The organism is Mammaliicoccus fleurettii (genome assembly GCF_003970575.1).
GTDB classification, from domain to species: domain Bacteria; phylum Bacillota; class Bacilli; order Staphylococcales; family Staphylococcaceae; genus Mammaliicoccus; species Mammaliicoccus fleurettii.
The window spans coordinates 1-26,983 of sequence record NZ_RXWZ01000044.1; the positions used below are offsets into that span (position 1 = coordinate 1).

Genomic DNA, 26,983 nt, shown 5'->3' on the forward strand with positions numbered 1-26,983 from the left:
CTATTGATGAATATAAACTAATCAAACAATATTATTTTAAACAAAGTGAACCCTTTAAACAAACTAATTACTATATAGACACACCAAATCATGAAATTATTTCAAATAAAATGGCTTTAAGGATTCGTGAAAAAAACAATGATTATGAATTAACATTAAAAGTTCCGCAAGAAGTCGGTCTATTAGAATATAATGAAGTGATAGATAGCTTACCCGAACAAAACCGTCCAATAGACATACAAATTCTTCCAGAAAATATTACTAAAATATTAACTGAGCATAATATACCGTTATCTGAACTTCGTCTTCTTGGTGATTTAACAACTTATAGACTTGAAAAGAAATTGAAATCTGGTTTATTAGTCTTAGATCATAGTATTTATTTAGGAATTGAGGATTATGAACTTGAATTTGAAGTAACAGACTTTACTCAAGGCGAAATCGCTTTCAACGATATATTAGGAACCTTGAATATATCCAGAGAAGTCCCTGATAATAAAGTGAAACGGTTCTTTGATGCGCAAAGCAGAACAACATGAATTCATTTTCGTTACAAGTCGAAATACTTTTAAAAATTTATGAACATGTTATATTAATATTATCGATATTGAAATAAGCAAGAAAAGGTGAAATTATGACCCCATATGAAGTAATCAACCCCCAAGATTTGTACGACATGATTGATCACTTTTATTATCTAGTTGAAAAAGATAATCGGATTAATCATCTTTTCCCTGGTGACTTTGCAGAAACGAGTCGTAAACAGAAGCAATTTTTAACACAATTTCTGGGTGGTCCTTCATTATATACTGAAGAACATGGTCATCCAATGTTACGTCAACGTCACTTACCTTTCAGAATTACGGATAAAGAAAGAGATGCTTGGTTAGAAAATATGCGAGAAGCAATTACCAGCTCTCAGTTAAATGAAGATGTACAAGAATATTTATATGAAAGACTCAAGCTAACTGCAAATCACATGGTTAACGCTTAATATAGTTGAAGGTGGATAATATGGCCGAAGAATTAAGATTAATCCATGCTAATGAACAAAATAACATAGATTTATCACCAGTAAGCAAAATCGAAATTTATTCATTTTTCGATCCATTTTGCGAAGACTGTTTTAATCTATCATCTAAATTAGCAAAGTTAAAAATTGAATATCAAAAATATGTTAAAATTCGTCAGATTTTGAACCCCTCTCTCCAAGTTTTAACTAAATGTCAGGCTCAAAGTACATGTGAATTTGATAATGTAGCTTTAGCTTTTAAAGCAGCAGAATTACAAGGACATAATAGAGCGAGTAGATTTTTAAATTTAGTTCAGAATGAAATCATACCTCATGAAAAAATCATAACATCGGAATTAATTAGAAAGTGTGCATATAAATCAGGAATTGACTTACCGGTATTTATTAAAGATTTAAAAGAGCACTCACTTACTGAAAGTTTACAAACTGATTTACACATCGCTAGAGAGATGGATATTAATATGACACCATCACTTGTTTTCTTTAATGAAGATGTGCATTCAGAAGGACTCAAAGTAGAAGGTATTTACCCATATCATATATATACGTATATTATTCAAGAACTTATTGGAACCGAAGTTGAAAAACAACTACCTCCTAAGCTAATAGATTATATACAATCGCAAAGCATTATTTCTGAACAAGAAATAGCGACAATATATGAATGGCCAGAAAAAATTGTTAAAAGAGAATTAAAAAAACTACAATTACAAAATTATATCGAACAACAAGATTCTGCACATGGTGACTTTTGGAAATTCAAGAAGACTAAATAAAAAAAATCCCAATCCGAAAATTTAACGGATTGGGATTTTTATGTGTATAAATTTAACTGTCATACACTACTTGTCTAAATAAAAGTCCAATTGACTTCTATTTAGCATTTAATAGATAACTTTTGGGATGTTAACTATGAACAAATAAATAAAAAAGCACCGTGTCTGATTACACGGTGCTTAAACAAAGGGGATGGGAGAAATTTTTCACTTCAAACAAAGGGGTATGTTTGTTATGTGATTAATTTCATGTATAAAATATAACATGCTATGGACACTAAATTCAACAAAAAACATCGGTTTTTTTATTTGTCACACAGTTGTCATATTGGAAACGTGTACATAAAATTAATTCTCTTTTACGAGTTTCTCAAAAGCATTTAATTTTTGTTCAAAGACTTCCATCGCCTCTTCTATAGGCTGTTTAGAAGTCATATCAACTCCTGCTTTTTTCAATACTTCAATAGGATAATCAGAACTACCTGCTTTTAAGAATTCATTAATATATCTTTTAACTGCAGGCTCACCTTCATCTAATATTTGTTTACTTAATGCTTGTGCAGCACTATAGCCTGTCGCATATTGATAAACATAGAAATTATAATAGAAATGAGGTATACGTGACCATTCTTTAGATATATTATCATCTGTTACAACTGAATCACCAAAATACTTTTTATTTAGTTCAGCATACTCAGTATTTAATCGTTCAGACGTTAAAGGTTCACCATCTTCTACAATTTTGTGTATTAAATATTCAAATTCAGCAAACATTGTTTGTCTAAATAATGTAGCTCTGAATCTTTCTAACTCTTGGTTCAATAAATATTTACGTTTTTCTGGATCTTCTAAATTCTTATCCATATATTCACTTAATAGTGCTTCATTTGTTGTAGATGCAACTTCAGCAACAAAAATTGAATAATCACTTTCATTTGATTGTTGATGCTTTCTACTAAAGTAACTGTGAGCTGAATGTCCAAATTCATGAATAAGTGTAAATAAATCAGAAATTGAATCTGACCAGTTTAATAATATGAAAGGATTGGTTAAATGTGCGCCTGAAGAATAACCTCCTGAACGTTTACCTTTATTCTCATACACATCTACCCATCTATTATTTAGTCCTTCTTCTACAACTTCGATATATTCTTTACCCATCGGTTGTAAAGCTTTAACCATCCAGTCTTTAGCTTCTTCATAAGGCATTTCAAATGATGAGTTCTTAACTAGTGGAGTGTACATATCGTACATATGCATTTCATCTAAACCTAACAACTCTTTTCTAAGTTCAGTGTAGCGATGTAACAATGGTAAATACTTATGTACAGTTTCAATTAAGTTATCATATACTTCTTCAGGGATAAAGTTGTTGGATAATGCTTGTTCCCTAGCTGATTGATATTGACGCACTTTAGAACTGAATATTGCAGTCTTAACTTTACCACTTAATGTAGCAGTTAAAGTGTTGTTATGGCTACCATACGCATCATATACGTTATCATAAGCTGACTTTCTTAAAATGCGGTCTTCAGACTCTAACAACTTAGTATATGTACCTTGTGTTAATTCATGTTCATTTCCATCTTTATCAACAGCAGGTTTAAATTCTAAATCTGCATTATTAAACATGCCGAATACGTTACTTGGTGTTTGTAATGCCTCGCCTGCTTCTGCAAGTATTTTTTCTTCTTTATCACTTAAAATATGTGGTCTTTTTTTGTTTAATTTCTCAATATCAAATTGATATCTCTTTAAATTATCATTAGAAGCGACAAATTCATTCAATGTTGCTTCATCTATAGACATTAATTCTGGTAATATAAAACTCCATGCGCTAGCAAACTTGTTCGCTAATGTAGCTGCTTTTGCTTCGTAGCCAGCATATTTATCATTAGCCGTATCTTGATCGTGCTTTAAATGTGCATACACGTAAACTTTACCTAGTTTCTCATCTATTTCACTATCCAAGAATAAAGCTTGATAAAGTGTATCAGAACTATCTTTCAAATGTCCTTTGAATTGTTCTTCTTTACCTAAATATGTTTCTAATTCTTTAAAAGCTTCTTCGTATGCTTCATCTGAATCAAAAATAGTTGTAAGGTCCCATGTATATTGTTCTTGCTGTTCTTCCCTTGTAATTAACTTAGCCATATTAATAGCCTCCTTTGAATTTCATATTTATAATTTTCTCATTAAATAATCAAATTTGCACGTGATATAGCTTTTTGGTGAATAATCGATATATATGAATTTAACGCCTTTAATAGTATTTCTTTTTTTGAAAAACTATAATCATGAAAAGTTCTAAATTCAATAAAATTATAGAATTTCTCAAAAGTAAACGTTCTTTTCTCCATTTCATAAAACAAATATGATTGCCAAGTTATACAATGTGTTAAGAAATATATTTGTTCAGGTACAATTACCCCTATTATTTGTAGCCTCTTCTTATGTATTAACCTTGCGTTATATAATAGTGAAAGTGTAGGTTCTAACACATTTCTACTTTTTCTACATTTAGATAAATAATTATCATATGCCCTATCTGATAAATATAAATTAGGAACGTCTTGTACATGATAGCTATTCAATAAGTCTTCCCATTTAATTTCTTTTTTAAAACCAATAAATGTATGCTTATCAAGCGATTGAATCCTTTCATATCTAATTAACATTTGATTATTAGGATTATAAGTAATCAATGTTCTTTCACAGTGATTGATTAATGCAGCTTCAAAATAACTTAGATGCATTATTCCATTACGATAATCTATATCTTTCCCTATCCAAATCACCTTCATATTTAGTGCTTTAAATCCTTCTGTTCTATCCATTAATAAATCAAGACTAATTGAAGAATATTGAAATTCAACTATTAAATTTCTATTAATTATAATATCAGGTATTTGATCAATTTCTGGTAAATAATATTCCATATCTATTGTCACTTTATTATTCAAGTGTGAATAAATGTGATGTTTAGAGGCTAAATGCATTAAAGACTCTTTCTTATAGCTATTTCTCATACAATAACTATTTGCTTTATGTGCGAAATGGGTTACCATATGTTTGCCCTTTTTCAAAATAAGTTCTGATAAACATTCAGGACATTTATATATTTCTTGTGATTTAGCATGTTGCGCATATATGAGTTCGCTATTTTGATTTAGTCCTATTAACATAAAAACACCTCTTTACTATATAAAACGTAAAGAGGTGCTAAAATTACTTATTTAATTTTTCGGTTCAAAATATCTTGTTACTTGACCCATAACATTATAACTCATGACAATTTTTGCATAATCATCTAGATATAATTTAGATACTTGAGTTGGATTTGCATATTCAAGTATTTGCCCATAGAAATCATTAATAATTTCTTCACTATCTATTTGATCAAATTGTACATAATAATAATATTTGTTATCTAACATATATAATAAGTCTGTAAATACAATATCTTTATGTTCATTATAATGTGCATATTCGATAATATCTTCTAGCTCTTCAAACCTAACAAGTAATCCGATGTCTTTAGGAATAAATTGTTTTTCTTCATCTTCTTTGCCATCATTTAAGAGTTCTCCGATATTCTGGTCAGAATCGAGTGCTTGAGATAAGAAATCATTGACTTGATATTCTAATTGCTCATTAGATTCCTCGTCAGTCATATTTAACAGTTCATCACCTTTAGATTTAGAAACTGTTACTTCAACACCCTTTTCAAACGCATGCACTTGAATCCATAAAGGCCCCTCAACAACGAATTCTTCTTCATCGTTAATTTCATCCATCATAGACCAGAAAAATTCTTCGCCTCGTTTACGGTTTGTCCATAAATCTTCTCGTTTGAATCCTCTTGCTTCGATATCTTGATAAGTTATAAATAATTTTACAGTTGTTTCATCAATTCGTTCTATTCTCATAATGTCACACTCCCTTACTCTAGGAATAGTACATTCATTGTATTATAAACAAATACATTTTAACAGTAATTTGTTTAAACTATTCGCATTTAATTTTTTATACAAAAATAGCCCCTGTAAACAGGAGCTACAAATTTAATATTAGACTAAATTAGTCAACCATACGTTGTGCTTCCAATAGTTGGAACGTACGTACTTTTCTAGGTAAGAAACGACGAATTTCATCTTCGTTATATCCAACTTGTAAACGTTTGTCATCTAAAATGATTGGACGACGTAGTAAACCTGGATTATCTTGAATAATTGTATATAATTCTTGTAGAGGTAATGCATCGATATCTACATTTAATTTTTGATAAGTTTTAGAACGAGTAGAAATGATTTCGTCTGTTCCATCTTCTGTCATTTTTAAAATTGATTTAATTTCATCTAATGTTAAGTGTTCTGAAAAAATATTACGCTCCGTATACGGAATGTCATGTTCTTGTAACCATGCTTTCGCTTTACGGCAAGATGTGCAACTTGGTGAAGTAAATAATGTTACCATACATCTCACTCTCCTAATTGAATATTATTTATGTTAAACGTCAGTGAACTTATAAGATAAAATGCACTTAGTTATGTATACCCCATATAGCCCTAGGTTAAACATATGTTGCTCACTTGGTTTAATCTTTTTCTAATTGCTATAAATATATTATATAACTCAAAGATTAAAATTAAATGAGAAATTTCTAATAATTCATTAAAAAGCACATAAAATATAGATGAATTTACTTTAAACAATATATTTATCTACTACTAAGAATAACACAACTTACAAATGAATAAAATACTGTTATAATGATATAAAGAAATTTTGTAGAAAAGAGGCAACATTTAATGGAAACTTTATTTTCAGGCATCCAACCAAGTGGAATTCCAACTTTAGGTAATTATATTGGCGCTTTAAAACAATTTAATGAGATTCAACATGATTATGACTGCTTTTTTTGTATTGTAGATCAACACGCTATAACAGTACCTCAAGACAGACTTAAATTAAGAGAAAATACGCGTAAATTAGCTGCTATATATTTAGCATCAGGTTTAGATCATGAAAAGGTAACTTTATTCATCCAATCAGAAGTACCAGCCCATATTCAAGCAGGTTGGATTTTAACTACGATTACTTCAATTGGTGAATTAGAAAGAATGACACAATATAAAGATAAAGCACAAAAGCAAACACAAGGTATCCCTGCTGGTTTATTAACTTATCCACCATTAATGGCAGCAGATATCGTGCTCTATAACACAAACATCGTCCCTGTTGGAGATGATCAAAAACAACATATAGAACTAACTCGTAATGTTGTCGACCGTTTTAATTCTAAATACAATGACGTGTTAACAAAACCAGCTATTCATATGCCTAAATTTGGCGCTAGAATAATGAGTTTACAAGACCCTACTAAAAAAATGAGTAAAAGTGATGACAATCAAAAAAACTTTATTTCTTTACTAGATGAACCAAACGTTGCAGCCAAAAAAATTAAAAGTGCGGTAACAGACTCAGATGGCATCGTTAAATATGATAAAGAAAACAAACCGGGTATTAGTAATTTATTAGTCATCTACTCAAGTATTACAAGCAAATCAATCGAAGAACTTGAGCTTCAATATGAAGATAAAGGATACGGAGACTTTAAAGGAGACTTAGCTGAAGAAGTTAAAAAATTCCTATTAGAATTCCAAGAGAAATTTAATTACTTCTATGAAAATAAAGAAGTATTAGATGAAATCCTTGATAAAGGTAGAGATAAAGCAAGCTTTGTAGCTAATAAAACATTGAAGAAGATGGAAAATGCTATGGGTCTAGGTCGTAAAAGAAAGTAAATATTAAAATAAAGAAGATACTGGGGCAATTAATTGTTTCAATATCTTCTTTATTTTGTCGTAATATATCAGATTATTAAATTGTAGTAATTGGATGTGTTCTATTTATCATGTCTACCCTGTCTTGCAATGTTCAGTCGCTCTATTTATCATGTTTGACCTGTCTTGCAATATTCAACCGTTCTATTTATCATGTTTGGCCTGTCTTGCAATGTTCAACCGCTCTATTTATCATGTTTAGCCTGTCTTGCAACATTCGAACGCTCTATTTATCATGTTTGGCCTGTCTTGCAACATTCAACCGTTCTATTTATCATGTTCAGCCTGTCTTGCAACATTCAGCCGCTCTATTTATCATGTTGGTCTCCACTAGCAACATTCAGCCTTTCTATTTATCATGTTTAGCCTGTCTTGCAACATTCAGCCGCTCTATTTATCATGTTGGTCTCCACTAGCAATATTCAGCCGTTCTATTTATCATGTTGACCATGTCTTGCAATATTCAACCGTTCTATTTATCATGTTTGGCCTGTCTTGCAACATTCAGCCTTTCTATTTATCATGTTGACCATGTCTTGATAAATAAACAAAAATCCACAGTGACATAAACAATGTCGCTGTGGATTCTCTAATTTATTATTTCTCAATGTATGCTTCTTTTAAAGTAGAAACGCCTCCGAATTGGTGGTTTACTACATTTTTAACATTTGGTTTTTGAAGTTGAGCTACGCCTACTTGATAAAGTGGAACGATACCCGCTTCATTTAATAACATACCTTCTGCTCTTTGTAGTTCAGAAAGTCGTTTGTCAGGATTGCTTGCTAATGATGAATCAGCTGCTTTAATAATTTTGTCGTATTCTTTATTAGACCATCCTGTATTATTGTGCGAGCCATCCGTTACATATAACTCTAAGAATGTCATTGGGTCTGGATAATCTGGAATCCAGTTTTCTAATGACATTTCATATTGTCCTTTTGATACTACATCAAGTTTTTGTTTAAATGGTTGCTGTTTAATTTTTATTGTTACGCCTTCTAAATTTTTCTCAAGTTGTTCTTTAAAGTATTCAGCATCTCTTTTAGCTGTATCTTTATCATAAGTCATCAATTCTATAGTGAATTTATCTTTACCTAATGCTTTTTTAGCTTTTTCAAAATGTTTTTTAGCTTCTTTAACATTATATTGATTTGTATTTTTCACACCATCTTGATATTCTTTACCTTTGCTATCTTTAACAAAGTCTTTTGGCACAAAATTATCACTCGGAATTGAACCGTTATTTAAATTATTTTTTACATAAGCTTCTTTATCAATTGCTTTTGCAAATGCTAATCTAAAGTCTTGATTTTTAAATTCAGGTACTGTATCTTCATTTAATTTAAAGTAATAAGTCACAGTATCTAACTCAGTATTAAATGCTTTATCGTCTTTGTATTTTTTCACTTGTTCGGCTGGTAAATCTACTATATCTAATTTATTAGTTTCATATAAATTTACAGCTGTTGATGCTTCTTTAACTACTTTATAATTTACTTTATCTAATTTAACTTTATCTTTGTCCCAATATTTATCATTTTTTTCTAAAGTAACTTTATCATCTGTTTTCCATTCACTCATTTTAAATGGACCATTATAAAGAGTTGATTTTACAGTTGTACCATATTTATCACCTTGTTTTACAACAAACTTTTTATTTTGTGGCATAAATGTACCGAATGACAATAGTTCTTTATAATATGGTAATGATTTTGTAAGTTCAAATTCTAAAGTATGATCATCTACAGCTTTCACGCCAAGTTCTTCTGGCTTTTTGTCACCGTTATTTATGTCTTCAGCATTCTTTATATCATATAAAATATATGCATATTCTGATGCAGTGTCTGGATCCACTACTTTTCTCCAAGCGAAGACGAAATCATTGGCAGTTACTGGATCTCCGTTTGACCATTTAGCATCTTCTCTTAATTTTACAGTCCATTTCTTACCATCATTTGTGATTTTAGGTTCCCCTTTTGCTACAGCTGGTATTGCTTTATCGTTTTTATCTAATGTATATAGTCCTTCCATAGTTTGGAAAAACATATCAAATGATAAACCATCTGTTGCCATTGCTGAATCCATTGTTGGAACGTCACCATTGATTTGTAAATCTAATGCTTCATCACTTTTAGAGTCTTTTTTACCTCCACCTGATGAACAAGCACTTAATACTAGTACTGCAGTTAACATCATTGCTAAAAATTTGAACATTTTCGACATGTAACCTCATCCCCCTAGTTTTCTATTTATATAAACTATCGATCTGTTACTTTTGAATATATGCATGTTTTAAATCTGTGTCTCCACCAAACTTATGTCTTTCAATACCTTTTACATAACTTTGTGTTAACCTCGCATTACCTTGTTGATAGACTGGAACAATTGCAGCTTCATCCAACAGCAATGTTTCAGCATCTTGCATTGTTTCAACACGTTTTTGTTCTTTATCTAGTAATTTATTTCCTGCGTCTTCAATTTTATTATCATATTCTTTGTTTTTCCAACCCGTTTCATTCATTACATTATCACTTGTAAATAATTCTAGGAATGTCATCGCATCTGGATAATCTGGGCCCCATCTACCGAACGCAATTTGATAATCCATACTTGATTCAAGCTTTAACTTTTGTTTATATGGCTGTTGTTTAACTTTAATTTTAACGCCAGGTAGATTTTGTTCAATTTGTTCTTTGAAATATTCTGCATCTTTTTTAGCATTATCTTGATCGAACGTTAACAGTTCAAAAGTAAATTCATCTTTGCCAAGATCTTTTTTAGCAGCTTCTAAATGTTTCTTAGCTTCTTTTTTGTTAAATTTATTTTCAGTCTTAACGCCTTTAGTATAATCTTCACCTTTAGTATCTTTTACAAATTCAGTAGGTACTAATGATTTTGCTGCTTTAGAACCATTATTTAAATTACTCTTAACATATTGTTCTCTATCAATTGATTGTGCAATAGCCATTCTTAAATCTTTGTTTTTAAATTCAGGTACATCTTTTTGGTTCAATCTCATAAAGTAAACACGTGATTCAAGTTCTGTATTATAAGCTTTATCTTTTTTATATTTTTTAACATTTTCAGCTGGTATTAAAGCTTCATCAACATCACCAGCATTATACATACTTAAAGCTGTTTGAGGTTCTTTAACTACTTTAAAGTTAACGCTGTCTAACTTCACGTTACCTTTATCCCAGTACTCTTTATTTTTAGTCAATGTATAATTATCTTCCGTTTTCCAATCTGATAATGTGAACGGACCGTTATATAATGTATCTTCTGCTGTTGTACCGTACTTATCGCCTTTTTCTTTAACGAACTTCTCATTTTGTGGTAAGAATGATCCGAATGTTAATAGTTCTTGATAATAAGGTAATTCACGATTAAGTTTAATTTCTAGTGTTTTATCATCAATCGCTTTAACACCTAATTCTTCAGGCTTTTTATCTCCTTTGTTAATATCTTCTGCATTTTCAATATCAAACATGATAAATGCATATTCAGAAGCGTTTTTTGGATCTACAAGCTTACGCCAAGCATATACAAAATCGTCAGCTTTAACTTTATCGCCATTAGACCATTTCGCATCTCTCAATTCGATTGTCCACGTTAAACCATCGTCGGATTTTTTAGGATCACCTTTCGCAATTCCCGGAATTGCCTTGTCATTCTTGTCTAACTTATACAATCCTTCCATTGTATTATTTAACGCATCGAATGAAACAGCATCTGTTGCTAACGTTGAATCCATTGATGGAATATCAGAAATTGAAATTAATCGTAACTTTTTGCCATCCCCTGCAGAAGAGTCACTATCCTTCTTTCCATTTCCACCACTACATGCCGATAAAAGTAATACAACCGACAATAAAACTAAAAAACTCCACCTAAAATGCTTGTTATTCATAAACATTTCCCCTTATTCAATTTTTGAAAATTCAGTCATTTCTGAACTTTCTTCAATTATAATGTTATTTTCCATTTGTCGCAACATAACTTAACATTATATACTTAAAATATATTGTTTAATTTTAAATATTATTATTATTCATCAAAAAGAAGTACAACTTATATGCGTCATGCTTCTTCGTTTATACTAAAAAGGTTTCATAACCTCCTTGCCTAGGGTACAGTCTTAGCCTGTAGTCTTCGACTTGTACTGTTTCCTCAGGCGAGTCGGTTATGAAAATTCATTTATAAAGTAGCACTTATAATAAGTTCGTTGAGTTCTGTTTTTAAGTCCACTCTTGTAAGGTGTTATAAACTTGTGATCACATTCAAAAAAAGACTGAGACAATTAATTTGTCCCAGCCTTTCATAATTATTTAGCTCCTTCTATTTCTACACCTTTCAATGTATAGTCCCCGCCATATTTATGATTTTGCCAATTTTTAATATATGGTTGTCTCAATCTTGCTGAGCCTGTCTGGAATAATGGCGAAATAGAGGCCGAATCTAAGAATTTAGTTTCTGCGTCTTGTAACGCTTTAATTCTTTTATCGCTGTTCTCTGGTTTAAGCATTTCATCTGAATTTGCTTCTTCTAATGCTTTATCATATTCTTTATTCGCATATCCTGTTTGGTTATGTGGTGAGTCAGATGTGAATAAATCTAAGAATGTTGTTGGATCTGGATAGTCCGGGAACCAACCTGCAAATGATATATCAAAATCTTTTTTAGATTCTAATGCAAGTTTTTGTTTAAATGGTTGTTGCTTAATTTTCAAAGTAACACCAGGTAAGTTCTTCTCTATTTGCTCTTTTACAAATTCTCCTGCTTTTTTAGATTCATCTTCATCATAAGTCAGTAATTCTATTGTAAATTTATCTTTTCCTAAATCTTTTTTAGCTTTATCTAGATGTTTCTTAGCTTCATCTTTGTTATAGTTTAATGAAGATTTAACACCTTTAGTATAATCTTTATCATCACTATCTTTTACAAAGTCTTTAATCATTAAAGTATCTAAAGGTTTAGAACCATTATTTAATAATGAATCAACATATGATTTTTTATCAATTGATTTAGCTATCGCTTTTCTTAAATCTTCATTTTTTAGATTTTCATTCTTCTCTTTATTGATTCTAAAGAAGTAACTACCCGATGTAGACTCCGTTGAAAAGTCTTTTCTCTCTTTATATTTCTTAACATTTTGAGCGTCTAAACCGACCATGTCTAATTTGCCTGTTTGATACATATTAATAGCAGTTTGTGTGTTTTTCACTACTTTAGTATTAACTTCTTTAACTTTCACTTTATCTTTATCCCAATATTCTTCATTCTTTTCTAATTTCCATCTATCTTCTGGTTTCCATTCTGTTAATTTATATGGACCATTTGATAAAGTCGTTTTATCTGTTGTTCCAAATTTGTCTCCATGTTTTTTAACAAATTTTTCATTTTGAGGCATATATGAGCCAAAAGCTAATAAACTTTCCATCCATGGTACATCTTTAATAAGTTTAATTTCTAGTGTTTGATCATCAATTGCTTTCACACCAAGTTCTTCAGGTTTCTTATCTCCAGCAGTTATTTCTTTTGCATTTTCAATGTTTTCAAACATATATGCAAACTCTGCTGCAGTTTCAGGATCTACTGAACGTTGCCAAGCAAATACAAAATCGTGAGCTGTAACTGGGTCACCATTAGACCATTTTGCATTATCTCTTAATTTAATTGTCCATGTTTTACCATCACTCGACTTTTTAGGCTTATCTTTTGCAACTCCTGGAATTGGTTTATCATCTTTATCAAGTACATACAAGCCCTCTAGAGTTTGAGCAAAAGTCGTAAATGATACTTGGTCAGCTGCTAATGAAGGATCCATTGTAGGAATATCATCACCAGATGATAAATTCAATTCGTTTTTGGATTTAGATTGTTTAATATTATTATCTTTCTCCTCTTTATTATCACTACTACACGCAGACAAGATCACTACAAGAGACACTAACATTACAAAAATTATTTTTAATCTTTTATGCATATTGATAATCCCCCTTTTAATTTTTAAAACATTGAAATTTATATAAAGAAAAGCAATCAATGTTTACATTGATTGCTTTCATTCACTTTTATTTAGCTCCAGCGATTTCTACTTGTTTAAGTGAGTAGTCTCCACCGAATTTATGTGGTTCCCAGTTTTTAACATATGGTTGACGTAAACGTGCAACACCTTGTTGATATAGTGGTCCAATAGAGGCTGAATCTAAGAATTTAGATTCTGCATCTTGTAATATTTTAGTACGTTTAGCACTATTTTCTTCTTTCAACATTTCATCAGAGTTAGCTTCCTCTAAAGCTTTGTCATATTCAGGATTTGAATATCCAGTTTGGTTATGAGGACTATCTTTCTTGAATAAGTCTAAGAAAGTCGTTGAATCAGGATAGTCAGGACCCCAACCAGCGAATGAAATATCATAGTCGCCTTTAGATTCTAAAGCTAATTTTTGTTTGAACGGTTGTTGTTTAATTTTTAAAGTTACGCCTGGTAAATTTTTCTCTACTTGTTCTTTTACAAATTCAGCTGCTTTTTTAGATTCATCAGCATCATAAGTTAATAATTCAATATCGAATTTATCTTTACCAGTATCTTTTTTAGCTTTTTCTAATAATTTTTTCGCTTCTTTTTTATCATAATTTAATGGAGATTTCACGCCATCGATGTAATCTTTACCATCTTTATCTTTAACAAAATCTTTAACCATTAATTTATCTGAAACAGTTGAACCATTATTTAATAATGATTTTACATATTCATCTTTATCAATTGATTTTGCAAATGCTTTTCTTAAATCTTCATTTTTCAAATCTTTATTTTTCGTACTGTTAATTCTAAAGAAGTAATTTGAAGTGTTTAATTCAGTTGTAAAATCTTCTTTATCTTTATATTTATTAACATTTTGTGGGTCTAATCCTACTGAATCTAACTTACCTGTTTGATACATGTTTAAAGCTGTTTGAGATTCTTTTACGACTTTATAGTTTACTTCGTCTAGTTTAACTTTGTCTTTATCCCAATATTCTTTGTTAGGTACTAGTTTCCAGTTATCTTCTGTTTTCCATTCTTTTAATTGGAATGGTCCATTAGATAAAGTAGCTTCAGCTGTAGTACCGAACTTTTTACCTTGTTTTTCAACGAATTTTTCATTTTGAGGCATGAATGAACCGAAAGCGAATAAACTTTGCATCCAAGGTACATCTTTCACTAATTTGACTTCTAATGTTTGATCATCAATTGCTTTTGCACCTAATTCTTCAGGTTTTTTCTTACCTGCTGAGATTTCTTTAGCATTCTCGATATTTTCAAACATGTATGCATATTCAGCAGCTGTTTTAGGATCTACCGTTCTTTGCCATGCATATACGAAGTCATGAGCAGTAACTGGATCACCATTTGACCATTTTGCATCATCTCGTAATTTAATTGTCCATGTTTTCCCGTCTTCTGATTTTTCAGGTTCCCCTTTAGCAACACCTGGTACTGCCTTATCATCTTTATCTAGTACATATAATCCCTCTAATGTCTGGTTAAAGTTGATAAATGAAACTTGGTCAGTTGCTAACGATGAATCCATCGTAGGAATATCAGATGTTGAAGATAAGTTTAAGACGTTTTCAGATTTTTCACTTTTAACGCCGCCTTTACCTCCCTCATCTTTTTTAGAACCGCCACCACTACATGCTGCTAACGTTAAAACAGCTGCAACTAATATTGACAATAAAACCGAAAGTCTTTTCCTCATATAGCTTTTCCCCCTTGTTTACTTTCTTCTGAATTTTCAGAAGATTGTTAATTTTATTATATTATAAAAATGTATGAAAGACAATAGTATTTCACACAATTTTCAAACAATAGTTATACTACAAAATAATTTTATAACAAGTAATAGCAATTTTAAGGTTTGTTAAAATTACGCTTCTGATAAATCAAAAGTTTTGTTATAGTTTTCTTTTTTCTCAGCAAATTCCTTTTCAGAACAATAAACGTAATGATCAGGTCCTACTTCTCTTAATTCCAATTTATCATCATCTTCATATTTATGTATTTCCGGATTATATGATGATCTTGTTCTTGTTCTTTCAGAATCAGGATCTGGTAATGGAATAGCTGATAATAATGATTTTGTATATTCATGTTGTGGATGTTTATATATTTGATCTGAAGGTCCAAGTTCAACCAACTTACCAAAGTACATTACACCAATTCTATCTGAAATATATTTAACCATTGATAAATCATGCGCTATGAATAAGAAAGTTATACCTTTTTCATCTTGTAGCTTCTGCATTAAGTTAACTACTTGAGCTTGAATAGATACATCTAGTGCAGATATCGGTTCATCTGCAATAATAAATTCAGGTTCAACAGCTAATGCACGTGCAATTCCCAGTCTTTGTCTTTGACCACCAGAGAATTCATGTGGATATCTATTTGCATGCTCTTTAGATAAACCAACTGTCTCTAATAAATCATAGACACGTTTTTTTCTTTCTTCTTTGCTTGATACAAGTTTATGTACATCTAATCCTTCAGCAATGATATCCATAACTTTTAACCTTGGATTTAATGAGGCATATGGGTCTTGGAATATCATTTGCATGCGTCGATTAAATCTTAATAAATCTTTTCTCTTTTTAATATTCTGTATATCAACATCATCAAATACCACTTTACCGTCAGTAGCATCATATAATTTGATAAGTGTACGACCAGTTGTGGACTTACCACAACCAGATTCACCTACTAAACCTAATGTTTCACCTTTATAGATTTTAAAGGAGATATCATCAACTGCTCTAACTTCATTTTTCTTACCAACATTAAAATATTGCTTTAAATTTTGAACATCAATTAATACTTCTTTATTATCAGCCATTAGAACGTCACCCTTTCTACACGTTTTGGCTTGTCAAATTGTTCTGGTGTTTCTCTTTGTTTTAATTTAACAGCTTCTGGCAATTCTACTTTAGGTGCTCTATCATCCAATAACCAAGATTTAACGAAATGCGTCGGAGACACTTGGAACCAAGGTGGCTCTTCCTTATAGTCAATATCTAACGCATATTCACTACGTCTCGCAAACGCATCGCCTACTGGAGGCTTAATTAAATCTGGTGGAGAACCAGGTATTGCTAATAGTTCTGTGTCATGTGATGTCTCTAAACTTGGCATAGAAGATAATAGCCCCCAAGTATAAGGATGTTTCGGATTATAGAAAATTTCATCAACTGAACCTGTTTCAATAATTTGACCGCCATACATAACTGCAACTCTATCAGCAACGTTTGCTACAACACCTAAATCATGCGTAATAAAAACAATAGATGTGTCAATTTTATGTTGTAATTCTTTCATTAACTCCAAAATTTGTGCTTGTATCGTTACGTCTAATGCTGTTGTAGGTTCATCTGCAATTAGCACTTTAGGATCACAAGCTAATGCTGTCGCAATAACAATTCTTTGTCTTTGACCACCAGAGAATTGGTGAGGAAAGTTATTAAATCTTTCTTTAGCTTTCGGTAATCCTACTAAGTTCAAGATATCTAACGCTCTTTTTTTGGCATCGCTTTTTGATAATTTTTGGTGCTTAATAAGTGGTTCCATTACTTGCTTACCAATTTTCATTGTTGGATTAAGCGAAGTCATTGGATCTTGGAATATCATCCCGATTTCTTTACCACGAATTTTTTGCATTTCTTTTTCACTTAATTTAGCTAAATCTTTCCCATCAAATAAGATTGAGCCGTCTTTAATTCTACCTACTTTTTTAGGTAGTAATTGCATTAAAGCTTTTGTTGTAACTGATTTTCCCGAACCTGATTCACCAACAATAGCTAGTGTTTCACCTTTATCTAAATAAAAGTCAACACCTCTTACTGCTTGTACTTCCCCCGCGTCAATGTCGAAGGAAACATGTAAGTTATTTACTTCTAATATTCTCTTAGCCATATTTAATTTCCTCCTTATTATTTACGCATTTTAGGATCGAATGCATCTCTTAAACCATCACTGAATAAGTAGAAGAATAAGATTAACAAACTAAGTACAACAGCTGGTACTAATAATTCATGTGGGAAGATTAATAACATCTTTCTTCCTGTATCAACTAATGAACCTAGTGACGCTTGTGGTGCAGGAATCCCTAAACCGATGAAACTTAAGAAAGCTTCAAAGAATATCGCACTTGGAACTGTAAACATTGAAGTTACAATTATTGGACCAAGTGTATTTGGCAGGATATGTTTAAAGATTAATTTAAAGTTTGAAACACCTAATGTTCTAGAAGCCATTACGAATTCTTGTTCTTTTAGTTTTAAGAATTGACCACGAACGATACGACTCATACCGAGCCAACCTGTTACTGACATGGCTAATATAATCGTCCACATTGATGGATCGAATAGTAATACGAATAAAATCACGACAATTAAGTTAGGAATTGAAGAAAGAATTTCAACTATACGTTGTAAAATATCATCAATCCTACCTCCGAAGTACCCTGAAACTGCACCGTATATTACACCGATAAAGATATCTAATGCTGCTGCTACTAAACCGATGAATAATGATACTTGAGTTCCTCTCCAAGTACGTGTCCATAAGTCACGTCCAAGTTCATCTGTACCAAACCAGTAATTTTCATTTACACTTTGACTTTCATATAAGTCAAAGCCATCTCTATCAGTACCATCAAATGGTAAGAAAGGAACTTTATCTAATACTGGAATTTTAGGTGGTAAGTTTGCGTGTGATACATTTTGGTCACTAAATTTATGATCATTCATCAATGGACCGACTAGTGATAATAAAGTCATGATTAATAATCCAACTAGCCCTATTACAGCTAATTTATTACCTATTAATTGTTTCCATGCATCTTGCCAAAATGTACGACTTTGCCTTTCAAATTTCTCTTCTACTACTTTGTCTCTACCATGTAACACAAACTTTTCAGCAGGTACACCTTGTGAAGAATGTGTGACTGAGGCATTATCATAACCGCTATTATTTAATTTGTTATCTTCATTATTAGCCATTATTTTTTACCTCCTTCAACACGAATTCTTGGATCAACTAATCCATAAAGTACATCTACTATAAAGATTGAAATAATAAATAAGAAACTAAATAGTAAAGTTAAAGCCATAATAACTGGATAGTCATTAGTTTGAATAGAACGTACGAATTGGTCACCTAGACCTGGTACGCCAAATATATTTTCAATTGTCAAAGTACCTGTTAAAATACCTGCTAACATTGGAACGATAATCGTAATTATTGGAATTAAACCATTACGAACTGCGTGTCCAAATATAACTCGAGCGCTAGACATCCCTTTAGCTCTCGCTAATTCTATGTAATCAGAACCAAGGACCTCAATCATCTCAGAACGAATGTAACGTGCAATTGTTGCTGTTACACCAGCTGCTAGAGCAATCGACGGTAGTACTGCTGTCATGAATCCACTCCAACCTGCTACAGGGAATATTTGCCATTCAACTGCAAATACATATTGTAGTAGTACTGCTAGAACGAATGATGGAACAGATATAAATATTACCGATAGGAAGGTGGCCCCATAATCTATAATTGTATTCTGTCTAATTGCAGCAACTATACCAAGTAATAATCCTGTTATAGTTCCTAAAATCATTGCGTATGTACCCATTTCTACAGATGGTCCAAGTCTTGGTTTAATTAAACTCCAAACCTCTCTGTTATCGTATTGGAATGAAATACCGAAATCCCCTTTTGCAACACTGCCCAAATAGTTTGCGTACTGTACTGGTACAGGATCATTCAAACCATACTTTTCGTTGATAATAACCTTTTGATCTTCTGATAATTTCTCATCGTTGTACGGTGAACCCGGTAACAATTTCATTAAGAAAAATGTTATCGTCATAATTAAAAACAATGATATGAACATATAAATAATACGTTTCAAAGTATACCTAACCATTGTTTTGCCTCCAATCCCCTTATCTATTTCATATTTCTTTTTAATATTCAGAAATATTTATATACATTATACATAATTTATACAATGTAAATCAACACGAATATTCTGAATTTTGAATATGAAACTATTTGAAATACGCAATTATTTTATTACAATAAAGCGACAACGCGACAGTTATATACATACATTCCGTATATTTATTCATAAGCAATGTATTGATTACCTATTTTTGCTAATTTTCTGTCATTTACTATGTAGCAATATACACAAAATATACATAAGTAATATTACACCATTTTTTTTATTAAGTTCCGCAAAACATAAAATTTTTTTTTTCAATCTGTTATAATACAAGTAATTCTAATCAGTTGAGGTAGGTAATTATGAAATATTGGAGTATTTTTACAATTAGTTATATTGGTTTATTTTTATTACTTTGTCTTATCTTTTTAAAAGATATTGATCAAGCGATTAATATATACTTTTATATTATGACTTTGCTTTTTGCTGCGAGTTGGGTTTTGGCTATGAAACAGGATGGTGTTGGTACTGTATCAAGACAAGCTATTAGGAAGTTTAATTTCCATATGAAGTCAAAAGCATCACAAGATTATTTGAAAGATGATGAGATGATGAATCCAAGTATGAAAGAATTACATTTAAAAGAAAGAAAACAATATAATTGGATATTCTCTTTTGTCGTACTTAGTACTTTATTTTTCATCGTTTCGATTATTCTTGGCTTTATCGTTTAAATTCAATGATTGTAAATAAATAAGCATATCACTAAACTGATTTTTTAAAGTTTACAGTGATATGCTTATTTTTTATACAAACTTACGATTTTGTACGTGCATGCTTGCCTAGGGTATGGCTCGAGCCTGTAGTCTCTCACGCATACTATTCCCTCAGGCGTCAGCACTTTACAAAATCATACCAATATCTATTTTCACAAAAAAATAAAGCACTTTCGTATAATTTAATTAATAAAAATCAAATTAACGAGGTGCTTTATGTAGAAAATTATAATATATTTCTAGTTAGACTTCTATCTAGCTTTATTATTTATGATACTTTTTAAATACTAATACTGCGTTATGTCCACCGAAACCAAGACTATTACTCATAGCGTACTCGATATCTAATTTAGTAGCTTCATTTGGTGTATAATCCAAATCTATTTCTGGATCAGGTGAATCAGCATTGATTGTTGGTGCTACAATACTATTTTCAATTGATAATGCTGTCAGAATAGATTCAACTGCTCCTGTTGCACCAAGTAAATGACCCATCATCGATTTAGTCGAACTTACTTTTAAGTTCTTAGCAGCTTCACCAAAAGTAGATTTAATTGCTAATACTTCATATAAGTCGCCGATTGGTGTACTTGTACCATGAGCATTTAAATATTGAATATCTTCTGGTTTAATTCCAGCATCTTTAATTGCTTCTTGCATAGCACGTGCTCCGCCTTCTCCATTTGGTGAAGGAGCTGTAATATGGTATGCATCACCCGTTGATCCATAACCTACTACTTCAGCATATATGTGAGCGCCACGAGCTTCAGCTGACTCAAGTGATTCAAGAACAACTACTCCAGCACCTTCTCCCATGATAAAACCATCTCTACCTTCTTGGAAAGGACGACATGCAGTATTTTTATCAGGATTTGTAGACAATGCTTTATTAGCACTAAATCCAGCCATTGCCATTTCTGTAATAGGTGCTTCTGACCCACCAGCTAACATCAAATCAGCAGCGCCACGTTGAATGATTTTAAAGGCTTCACCTATTGAGTTTGTACCTGTTGCACAAGCTGTAACTGTACAACCGTTTGGACCTTTTGCACCTAAATCGATTGATACTTGTCCAGTAGCCATATCTGGAATCATCATTGGTACGAAAAATGGACTTACTCTTTTAGGACCACGTTTCAATAACATATTATGTGAGTATTCGAATGTTTCCATTCCGCCAATACCTGATCCAATCCAAACACCAATACGATGACTGTTTTCATCTGTTATTTCGAATTTGGAATCTTTTAAAGCTTCACGAGCGGCTACAATAGCATATTGAGTAAATCTATCCATTTTACGAGCATCTTTTTTAGGTATATGTTCGTCAATGCTAAAATCTTTTAATTCACCTGCTAATTTAGCTGAAAATTCAGAAACATCAATTCTTGTTACTTCGTCTATGCCGTTTTCACCGTTAATTGCATTTTTCCAAGTTGTAGGTACATCATTACCTAAAGGGTTTAATGTCCCTAAACCAGTCATTACAACACGCTTATTTTCTGTCATTGTTCAATTTCCTCCTATTTACCCCAGCGTAACGTTATGGCACCCCAAGTCAGGCCACCACCAAATCCTACCAGGACTATTGTATCATTGTCTTTTATTTTACCTTGTTCTAATTCATATGCAATACTTAAGGGTATTGATGCAGCAGAAGTATTCCCAAATCTATCTACCGTTACGCTCATTTTTTCTTTTTCAATACCTAATCTTTCCCGTGCAGATTCCATAATTCTAATATTGGCTTGATGTGGTACAAACATATCAATATCACTTGATTGTAAACCTGCTTTTTCCACTACTTTAGTAGAAGCTTCACCCATAATTCTTACTGCAAACTTGAACACTTCACGTCCATTCATTTGAATAGTATGTTCATCCATATCTTGATATAGGTATGGTCCACCGTTTCCATCTGAACCAAGTTCAACACCTAAGATACCTCTACCTTCAGATACTTCACCAATTATGGCAGCACCGGCTCCATCACCGAATAAAATTGCAGTACTTCTATCATTCATATCCGTAATTTTTGTTAACTTATCAGCACCAACTACTAATACGTTTTTATATAAACCTGAATTTACAAATTGTTGTGCAGTAACAATACCGTAAATAAACCCAGTACATGCTGCAAGTTGGTCCATTGATGGTACTTTGTTTAAGCCTAATCTTTTTTGTAAAGTTGTTGCAACTGTTGGAAATGGTTTATCACCTGTTGATGTTGCTACAATGACCATTTCAATTTCTTCTTTATCAATACCTGAATCTTCTATCGCTCTAACTGCCGCTTCATATGCTAAATCACTTGTATCTTCATCTTCTGCAGCAAAACGTCTTTCTTTTATACCAGTCATTTTAGTTATCCATTCATCTGATGTATCTAAATAACTTTCAAAATGATCATTTTTTACCACTTGCTTCGGCGCATATGCACCAAAACCTTTTATACCAATATCCATTATATTGACACCTTCTTATAATCTGTTGTTATTATCAGGTACTAATTTAACACACTTTTGCCTTAATGCACAAGCGCTGAGTTCTTTTATGAAATATTTTAAATCGTTTTCATCATAATAGGTATACAATTTATAAAAAGTTAATTATAATGAAAGATATGATATAAAAAGTTACGGAGGATGAGTCATGCATTACATTTTAACATTAATTTGGGCATTCGTATTATCACAAATGATTAACTTTGTTTTACATAGTTTAGGTGGCTCAACAGAATCGCTGAATTTTGTTAGTCCTACAGTTTATGCTATTGTCTTTACAGTAGTTATTATTCTATTAGATATTTTAGTTGGTAAATCTTCTTCAGACAAACAAAACGCACAACATTCATAAAAAATTCCCGTCAATTTTAGTTGACGGGAATTTTTTTATTCATTTATTTCAAATTTCACTTCGTCTTCAACGAGATGTACATCTATAATAGTGCCTTCTTTCATTTCTTGACCTATCATCATTCTCGCTAATGGTGTTTCAATTTGTCTTTGAACAAATCGTTTTAAAGGTCTTGCTCCAAATTGTGGCTCATATGCTTTTTGTGCGATCCATTCTTTAACTTCTTGATCTACATTAATTTTAATGTGTTGATCTTCTAATCTAATATTTAAATTAGTAATAATGTGGTCGACAATGTAGCTCATATCTTTAATTGATAATGGTTTAAATAGTACGATGTCATCCATTCTATTTAATATTTCCGGTTTGAAGTATGCATGTAAACTTTCATTTACTTGTTTTTTAGCTGCTTCATCGATTTCACCTTCATCTGTTACACCATCTAATAAATATTGGGAACCTATATTACTTGTCATAATAATGATTGTATTTTTAAAGTCAACACTTCGACCTTTTGCATCTGTTAATCTACCTTCATCCAATAATTGTAGCAATACGTTAAATACATCATTATGAGCTTTTTCTATCTCGTCTAGAAGAATTACTGAATAAGGTTGTCTTCTTACTGCTTCTGTTAATTGACCGCCTTCTTCATAACCTACATAGCCTGGAGGTGCACCAATTAATCTTGCAACTGAGTGTTTTTCCATATACTCACTCATATCTATTCTTATCATGTGTTTCTCAGAGTCAAATAAAGTTGCGGCTAATGTCTTAGCTAGTTCAGTTTTACCAACCCCTGTTGGTCCTAAGAATAAGAAACTACCAATTGGTCTATTTGGATCTTTAATACCTGCTCTTGCTCTAACTACTGCGTCAGAGACCAAATCTACTGCTTCGTCTTGACCTACAACTCTCTCATGTAATATATCTGATAGTTTAAGCAATTTCTCTCTTTCAGTCTCAACTAATCTTGAAACAGGGATTCCTGTCCATTGACTTACAATATAACCAATTTCTTCATCTGTTACTACTTCTCTAATTAATCTATCATGATCAGAACCTGTTTCTTCTGCAAATTCATTTTCAAGTTCTTTTAATTCAGCTTCTATTTGAGGTATTCTACCATGTTTAAGTTCGGCAGCTTTACCTAAATCATATTGATTTTCTGCATTTTCTAACGCTTGTTTACTTTCGTCTAACTCTGCTCTTTTATCTTGAAGAGATTTGATTTGTTCTTTTTCTTGTTCAACTTTACTTTGTAATTGTTGTTGTTTTTCTTTTTCATCTGCCAATTCTTTTTGAAGTTCTGATAATCGAATTTGACTACTTTGATCAGATTCAGATTTAAGTGCATTTTCTTCAATTTCAAGTTGCATAACACGTCTGTTTACAGCATCTAATTCTGTAGGATTAGAGCCCATTTCTGTTCTAATAGTTGCACAAGCTTGGTCTACTAAGTCTATCGCTTTATCTGGCAAGAATCGATCAGTTATATATCGATCTGATAGTTCTGTTGCTGCAACTAATGCTCTATCTTGTATACGTACACCGTGGTGAACTTCATATCTTTCTTTTAAACCTCTTAAAATTGAAATCGTATCTTCTAAGTCTGGTTCTTTAACATTCACTTTTTGGAAACGTCTTTCTAATGCAGAATCCTTTTCAATGTATTGTCGATATTCATTTAACGTTGTTGCGCCAATACAATGCAATTCACCTCTAGCTAACATCGGTTTAAGCATGTTACCTGCATCCATTGCACCATCTGTTTTACCTGCACCAACTAGCATATGAATTTCATCAATGAAAAGTAAAATTCTACCTTCAGACTCTTTTACTTCTTTTAAGACAGCTTTTAATCTTTCTTCAAACTCACCTCTGAACTTAGCACCAGCTACTAATGCTGATAAATCTAATTCAAATATTGTCTTATCTAATAGTGAATCTGGAACATCTCGTCTAACTATACGTTGCGCTAATCCCTCAACGATTGCTGTTTTACCTACACCAGGTTCACCAATTAATACTGGGTTATTTTTAGTTTTTCTGCTCAATATTCGAATAGTATTTCGAATTTCTTCATCTCTACCAATAACTGGATCCATATTCCCTTTTCTAACTTCTTCAACTAAATCTCTTCCATATTTAGATAATGCTTCATATTGTACTTCAGGATTTTGTGATGTCACTCTATTACCCCCTCTTATTTTATTAATAATTTCATTTATAACTTCTTTTTTATTACCAACTATATCTTTAGTTGTTTGATCGACTTCTATAGATGCTTTTAAAATATGCTCCATAGACATAAAGTCGTCTTGCATTTCTTCTTTAATTTGATTAGCTTTGTTAAATAATTCATTAAGTTTAGGAGAAATATATTGTCCGTATTGGATGTTATCACCTTTAACTACTGAATATTGATTTAACTTTTGTTTATATTTACTTTCTAATTCGACTGTATCAATTTGAGCTCTGTCTAATGTTCTTTTGAAAATACTTTCATCTTCATTTAATGCTGATAATAATACAGCTTCTATTTCAATATTTTGTAGTTCATATGATTGTGATAATTGTTGCGCTTTCTCGATAACACTTTGAACTGAATAAGTCATTTGATTAATATCCAAATGTATCACCTCTTTAAATTTTTCATCAGTCTAATAGTTTGACTATCTTTGACCTTAATTTGATTATATACCGTTTGACCTTCTTTGACAAATATAAAGCATCAAAATTACAAACCTTTTCACTTACATTTTATGGTAAAATATAAATGAAAATAAACGGGGAAGTGATCTTTTGCAAACTACATATACAGAAGCAGCTTCAGTTATTGAATACATTAAAACACATGGACAAAAGTTACATTTTCATACTCACCATTATATATACCATACTGAGGACTTATGTAACCATATTTACGTTATTTCTGAAGGAAAAGTTATTACACATCGTGTGATGGAAGATGGTAAAGAATTTAACACTAAACTACTTGGACGTCATAGCATCTTTGGATCCACCACTTTATTTTGCGGTAGAAAAAAACATACCCTATCAGCTAGAGTAAAAGAAGAAGCCATCGTATATAGCATACCCAAAATTCAATTTGAAGAAGCGATTTTAAATGATGAAGTACTTAAATACGAATGGTTATTGTGGGTACAAAACGAAAATGAAAAGAATGAATATTTAATAAGAGATGTTTATACATTAGGAAAAACTGGCGCATTCTATTCTATACTTATAAAGTTATCAAACACATACGGTATTCAAGTTGGAGATAGTATATTGATTAATGTCGATTTAACAAATCACGAATTAGCTAATTTTTGCAACGTCACAAGAGAAAGTGTAAATCGAATGTTGAGCTATTTAAAAAAAGAAAATATCGTATCCGTCAATCATAAAAGAATTACAATACACGACCTTGAATACTTAAAAAAATCCATAAACTGTGAAAATTGTCCTTTATCAATTTGTAGGATTGAATAGAGCTATAACATATATTGAGCTGGATTTGAGCTGGATTTGATACGGATTTGCGCCGAATCGTACGATATCTCTGTAGTCTTCGTGCGTTTTTATTGAATTAAACCAAAAAAAAGCCAAGGATTTTGAACTGTACCCTGTCAAGTAGACAACTAAATAATAAAAATGGATTTTTGGTCGAATTCATAGCTAAGCTATGGATTCGGCCATTTTT

The 26,983-nt window shown here is 31.5% G+C and carries 22 protein-coding genes; 7 read left to right on the forward strand and 15 right to left on the reverse strand.

Annotated elements, in window-relative coordinates:
- Positions 1 to 2: 2 nt before the first annotated feature.
- From CD129_RS03835 to CD129_RS03845, 3 genes are all read left to right on the forward strand, one after another.
- The gene (locus tag CD129_RS03835) at positions 3 to 539 is read left to right on the forward strand and encodes a CYTH domain-containing protein (RefSeq protein WP_126577733.1); all 537 of its coding nucleotides are present in this window, start codon (positions 3 to 5) and stop codon (positions 537 to 539) included.
- A 95-nt stretch (positions 540 to 634) separates the two neighbouring features.
- Positions 635 to 994, forward strand: coding sequence for a truncated hemoglobin YjbI (locus CD129_RS03840; protein WP_078356693.1), 360 nt, complete (start codon positions 635 to 637; stop codon positions 992 to 994).
- A 20-nt stretch (positions 995 to 1,014) separates the two neighbouring features.
- Positions 1,015 to 1,809, forward strand: a complete 795-nt coding sequence (locus tag CD129_RS03845) for a DsbA family protein (protein WP_115337649.1) — start codon at positions 1,015 to 1,017, stop codon at positions 1,807 to 1,809.
- A 348-nt stretch (positions 1,810 to 2,157) separates the two neighbouring features.
- Here CD129_RS03845 and pepF read toward each other — a convergent pair whose 3' ends face one another.
- The 4 genes from pepF to spxA form a co-directional block, all read right to left on the reverse strand.
- A complete protein-coding gene (pepF, locus tag CD129_RS03850) occupies positions 2,158 to 3,963 on the reverse strand; it encodes an oligoendopeptidase F (RefSeq protein ID WP_115337650.1) in 1,806 nt (601 codons plus the stop codon).
- A gap of 41 nt (positions 3,964 to 4,004) precedes the next feature.
- On the reverse strand, positions 4,005 to 4,994 hold the full coding sequence (locus CD129_RS03855; RefSeq protein ID WP_115337651.1) for a competence protein CoiA: 990 nt from the start codon (positions 4,992 to 4,994) through the stop codon (positions 4,005 to 4,007).
- Positions 4,995 to 5,045: 51 nt separating this feature from the next.
- On the reverse strand, positions 5,046 to 5,738 hold the full coding sequence (gene mecA / locus CD129_RS03860; RefSeq protein ID WP_107510137.1) for an adaptor protein MecA: 693 nt from the start codon (positions 5,736 to 5,738) through the stop codon (positions 5,046 to 5,048).
- A 151-nt stretch (positions 5,739 to 5,889) separates the two neighbouring features.
- Positions 5,890 to 6,285 (reverse strand): transcriptional regulator SpxA, encoded by a 396-nt coding sequence (gene spxA / locus CD129_RS03865; RefSeq protein ID WP_016999380.1) that lies wholly within the window; start codon positions 6,283 to 6,285, stop codon positions 5,890 to 5,892.
- 335 nt (positions 6,286 to 6,620) lie between these two features.
- On the opposite strand from spxA, the gene trpS reads away from it, so the two are divergent.
- Positions 6,621 to 7,616 (forward strand): tryptophan--tRNA ligase, encoded by a 996-nt coding sequence (trpS, locus tag CD129_RS03870; RefSeq protein ID WP_115337652.1) that lies wholly within the window; start codon positions 6,621 to 6,623, stop codon positions 7,614 to 7,616.
- A gap of 636 nt (positions 7,617 to 8,252) precedes the next feature.
- On the opposite strand, the gene CD129_RS03875 is transcribed toward trpS, so the two are convergent.
- The 8 genes from CD129_RS03875 to opp3b form a co-directional block, all read right to left on the reverse strand.
- On the reverse strand, positions 8,253 to 9,878 hold the full coding sequence (locus CD129_RS03875; RefSeq protein WP_115337653.1) for a peptide ABC transporter substrate-binding protein: 1,626 nt from the start codon (positions 9,876 to 9,878) through the stop codon (positions 8,253 to 8,255).
- A 46-nt stretch (positions 9,879 to 9,924) separates the two neighbouring features.
- Positions 9,925 to 11,565, reverse strand: a complete 1,641-nt coding sequence (locus CD129_RS03880) for a peptide ABC transporter substrate-binding protein (RefSeq protein ID WP_115337654.1) — start codon at positions 11,563 to 11,565, stop codon at positions 9,925 to 9,927.
- 414 nt (positions 11,566 to 11,979) lie between these two features.
- On the reverse strand, positions 11,980 to 13,641 hold the full coding sequence (locus CD129_RS03885; protein ID WP_115337655.1) for a peptide ABC transporter substrate-binding protein: 1,662 nt from the start codon (positions 13,639 to 13,641) through the stop codon (positions 11,980 to 11,982).
- Positions 13,642 to 13,729: 88 nt separating this feature from the next.
- The gene (locus tag CD129_RS03890) at positions 13,730 to 15,400 is read right to left on the reverse strand and encodes a peptide ABC transporter substrate-binding protein (RefSeq protein WP_078356684.1); all 1,671 of its coding nucleotides are present in this window, start codon (positions 15,398 to 15,400) and stop codon (positions 13,730 to 13,732) included.
- Between the two features lie 168 nt (positions 15,401 to 15,568).
- A complete protein-coding gene (locus CD129_RS03895; RefSeq protein ID WP_078356683.1) occupies positions 15,569 to 16,534 on the reverse strand; it encodes an ABC transporter ATP-binding protein in 966 nt (321 codons plus the stop codon).
- The gene (locus tag CD129_RS03900) at positions 16,534 to 17,607 is read right to left on the reverse strand and encodes an ABC transporter ATP-binding protein (protein WP_078356682.1); all 1,074 of its coding nucleotides are present in this window, start codon (positions 17,605 to 17,607) and stop codon (positions 16,534 to 16,536) included. Before CD129_RS03900 ends, CD129_RS03895 begins: the two co-directional genes overlap by 1 nt.
- Positions 17,608 to 17,624: 17 nt before the next feature.
- Positions 17,625 to 18,695 carry an oligopeptide ABC transporter permease gene (gene opp3C, locus CD129_RS03905; RefSeq protein WP_115337656.1) on the reverse strand — a complete coding sequence of 357 codons (1,071 nt, stop codon included), beginning with the start codon at positions 18,693 to 18,695 and terminating at the stop codon, positions 17,625 to 17,627.
- Positions 18,695 to 19,621, reverse strand: a complete 927-nt coding sequence (gene opp3b, locus CD129_RS03910; RefSeq protein ID WP_078356680.1) for an oligopeptide ABC transporter permease — start codon at positions 19,619 to 19,621, stop codon at positions 18,695 to 18,697. The genes opp3C and opp3b overlap by 1 nt, the downstream gene beginning before the upstream one ends.
- A 383-nt stretch (positions 19,622 to 20,004) precedes the next feature.
- On the opposite strand from opp3b, the gene CD129_RS03915 reads away from it, so the two are divergent.
- Positions 20,005 to 20,376: a DUF3899 domain-containing protein gene (locus CD129_RS03915; protein ID WP_115337657.1), complete on the forward strand. Its 372-nt coding sequence runs from the start codon at positions 20,005 to 20,007 to the stop codon at positions 20,374 to 20,376.
- Between the two features lie 306 nt (positions 20,377 to 20,682).
- Here CD129_RS03915 and fabF read toward each other — a convergent pair whose 3' ends face one another.
- Together fabF and CD129_RS03925 are read right to left on the reverse strand one after the other, a co-directional pair.
- Positions 20,683 to 21,927, reverse strand: a complete 1,245-nt coding sequence (gene fabF / locus CD129_RS03920) for a beta-ketoacyl-ACP synthase II (RefSeq protein ID WP_115337658.1) — start codon at positions 21,925 to 21,927, stop codon at positions 20,683 to 20,685.
- A gap of 14 nt (positions 21,928 to 21,941) precedes the next feature.
- The gene (locus CD129_RS03925; RefSeq protein WP_078356677.1) at positions 21,942 to 22,883 is read right to left on the reverse strand and encodes a beta-ketoacyl-ACP synthase III; all 942 of its coding nucleotides are present in this window, start codon (positions 22,881 to 22,883) and stop codon (positions 21,942 to 21,944) included.
- Between the two features lie 187 nt (positions 22,884 to 23,070).
- Between CD129_RS03925 and CD129_RS03930 the strand changes: the two genes are divergently transcribed.
- A complete protein-coding gene (locus CD129_RS03930; RefSeq protein ID WP_078356676.1) occupies positions 23,071 to 23,274 on the forward strand; it encodes a YjzD family protein in 204 nt (67 codons plus the stop codon).
- A 35-nt stretch (positions 23,275 to 23,309) separates the two neighbouring features.
- Here the strand turns inward: CD129_RS03930 and clpB are convergent, their stop codons facing one another.
- Positions 23,310 to 25,907: an ATP-dependent chaperone ClpB gene (clpB, locus tag CD129_RS03935; protein WP_115337659.1), complete on the reverse strand. Its 2,598-nt coding sequence runs from the start codon at positions 25,905 to 25,907 to the stop codon at positions 23,310 to 23,312.
- A 172-nt stretch (positions 25,908 to 26,079) separates the two neighbouring features.
- Here clpB and CD129_RS03940 point away from each other — a divergent pair, with 172 nt between their 5' ends.
- The gene (locus tag CD129_RS03940; RefSeq protein WP_078356674.1) at positions 26,080 to 26,772 is read left to right on the forward strand and encodes a Crp/Fnr family transcriptional regulator; all 693 of its coding nucleotides are present in this window, start codon (positions 26,080 to 26,082) and stop codon (positions 26,770 to 26,772) included.
- Positions 26,773 to 26,983 lie beyond the last annotated feature (211 nt).

What these genes read in the sequence shown, in the direction of transcription:
- CD129_RS03890 (WP_078356684.1), bottom strand. Translation starts at nt 15,400, where the DNA reads ATGAGGAAAAGACTTTCGGTTTTATTGTCAATATTAGTTGCAGCTGTT.
- CD129_RS03840 (WP_078356693.1), top strand. Translation starts at nt 635, where the DNA reads ATGACCCCATATGAAGTAATCAACCCCCAAGATTTGTACGACATGATT.
- CD129_RS03880 (WP_115337654.1), bottom strand. Translation starts at nt 11,565, where the DNA reads ATGAATAACAAGCATTTTAGGTGGAGTTTTTTAGTTTTATTGTCGGTT.
- CD129_RS03895 (WP_078356683.1), bottom strand. Translation starts at nt 16,534, where the DNA reads ATGGCTGATAATAAAGAAGTATTAATTGATGTTCAAAATTTAAAGCAA.
- CD129_RS03915 (WP_115337657.1), top strand. Translation starts at nt 20,005, where the DNA reads ATGAAATATTGGAGTATTTTTACAATTAGTTATATTGGTTTATTTTTA.
- CD129_RS03875 (WP_115337653.1), bottom strand. Translation starts at nt 9,878, where the DNA reads ATGTCGAAAATGTTCAAATTTTTAGCAATGATGTTAACTGCAGTACTA.
- opp3b (WP_078356680.1), bottom strand. Translation starts at nt 19,621, where the DNA reads ATGGTTAGGTATACTTTGAAACGTATTATTTATATGTTCATATCATTG.
- mecA (WP_107510137.1), bottom strand. Translation starts at nt 5,738, where the DNA reads ATGAGAATAGAACGAATTGATGAAACAACTGTAAAATTATTTATAACT.
- pepF (WP_115337650.1), bottom strand. Translation starts at nt 3,963, where the DNA reads ATGGCTAAGTTAATTACAAGGGAAGAACAGCAAGAACAATATACATGG.
- CD129_RS03885 (WP_115337655.1), bottom strand. Translation starts at nt 13,641, where the DNA reads ATGCATAAAAGATTAAAAATAATTTTTGTAATGTTAGTGTCTCTTGTA.
- CD129_RS03930 (WP_078356676.1), top strand. Translation starts at nt 23,071, where the DNA reads ATGCATTACATTTTAACATTAATTTGGGCATTCGTATTATCACAAATG.
- CD129_RS03855 (WP_115337651.1), bottom strand. Translation starts at nt 4,994, where the DNA reads ATGTTAATAGGACTAAATCAAAATAGCGAACTCATATATGCGCAACAT.
- spxA (WP_016999380.1), bottom strand. Translation starts at nt 6,285, where the DNA reads ATGGTAACATTATTTACTTCACCAAGTTGCACATCTTGCCGTAAAGCG.
- opp3C (WP_115337656.1), bottom strand. Translation starts at nt 18,695, where the DNA reads ATGGCTAATAATGAAGATAACAAATTAAATAATAGCGGTTATGATAAT.
- trpS (WP_115337652.1), top strand. Translation starts at nt 6,621, where the DNA reads ATGGAAACTTTATTTTCAGGCATCCAACCAAGTGGAATTCCAACTTTA.
- CD129_RS03925 (WP_078356677.1), bottom strand. Translation starts at nt 22,883, where the DNA reads ATGGATATTGGTATAAAAGGTTTTGGTGCATATGCGCCGAAGCAAGTG.
- CD129_RS03900 (WP_078356682.1), bottom strand. Translation starts at nt 17,607, where the DNA reads ATGGCTAAGAGAATATTAGAAGTAAATAACTTACATGTTTCCTTCGAC.
- fabF (WP_115337658.1), bottom strand. Translation starts at nt 21,927, where the DNA reads ATGACAGAAAATAAGCGTGTTGTAATGACTGGTTTAGGGACATTAAAC.
- CD129_RS03845 (WP_115337649.1), top strand. Translation starts at nt 1,015, where the DNA reads ATGGCCGAAGAATTAAGATTAATCCATGCTAATGAACAAAATAACATA.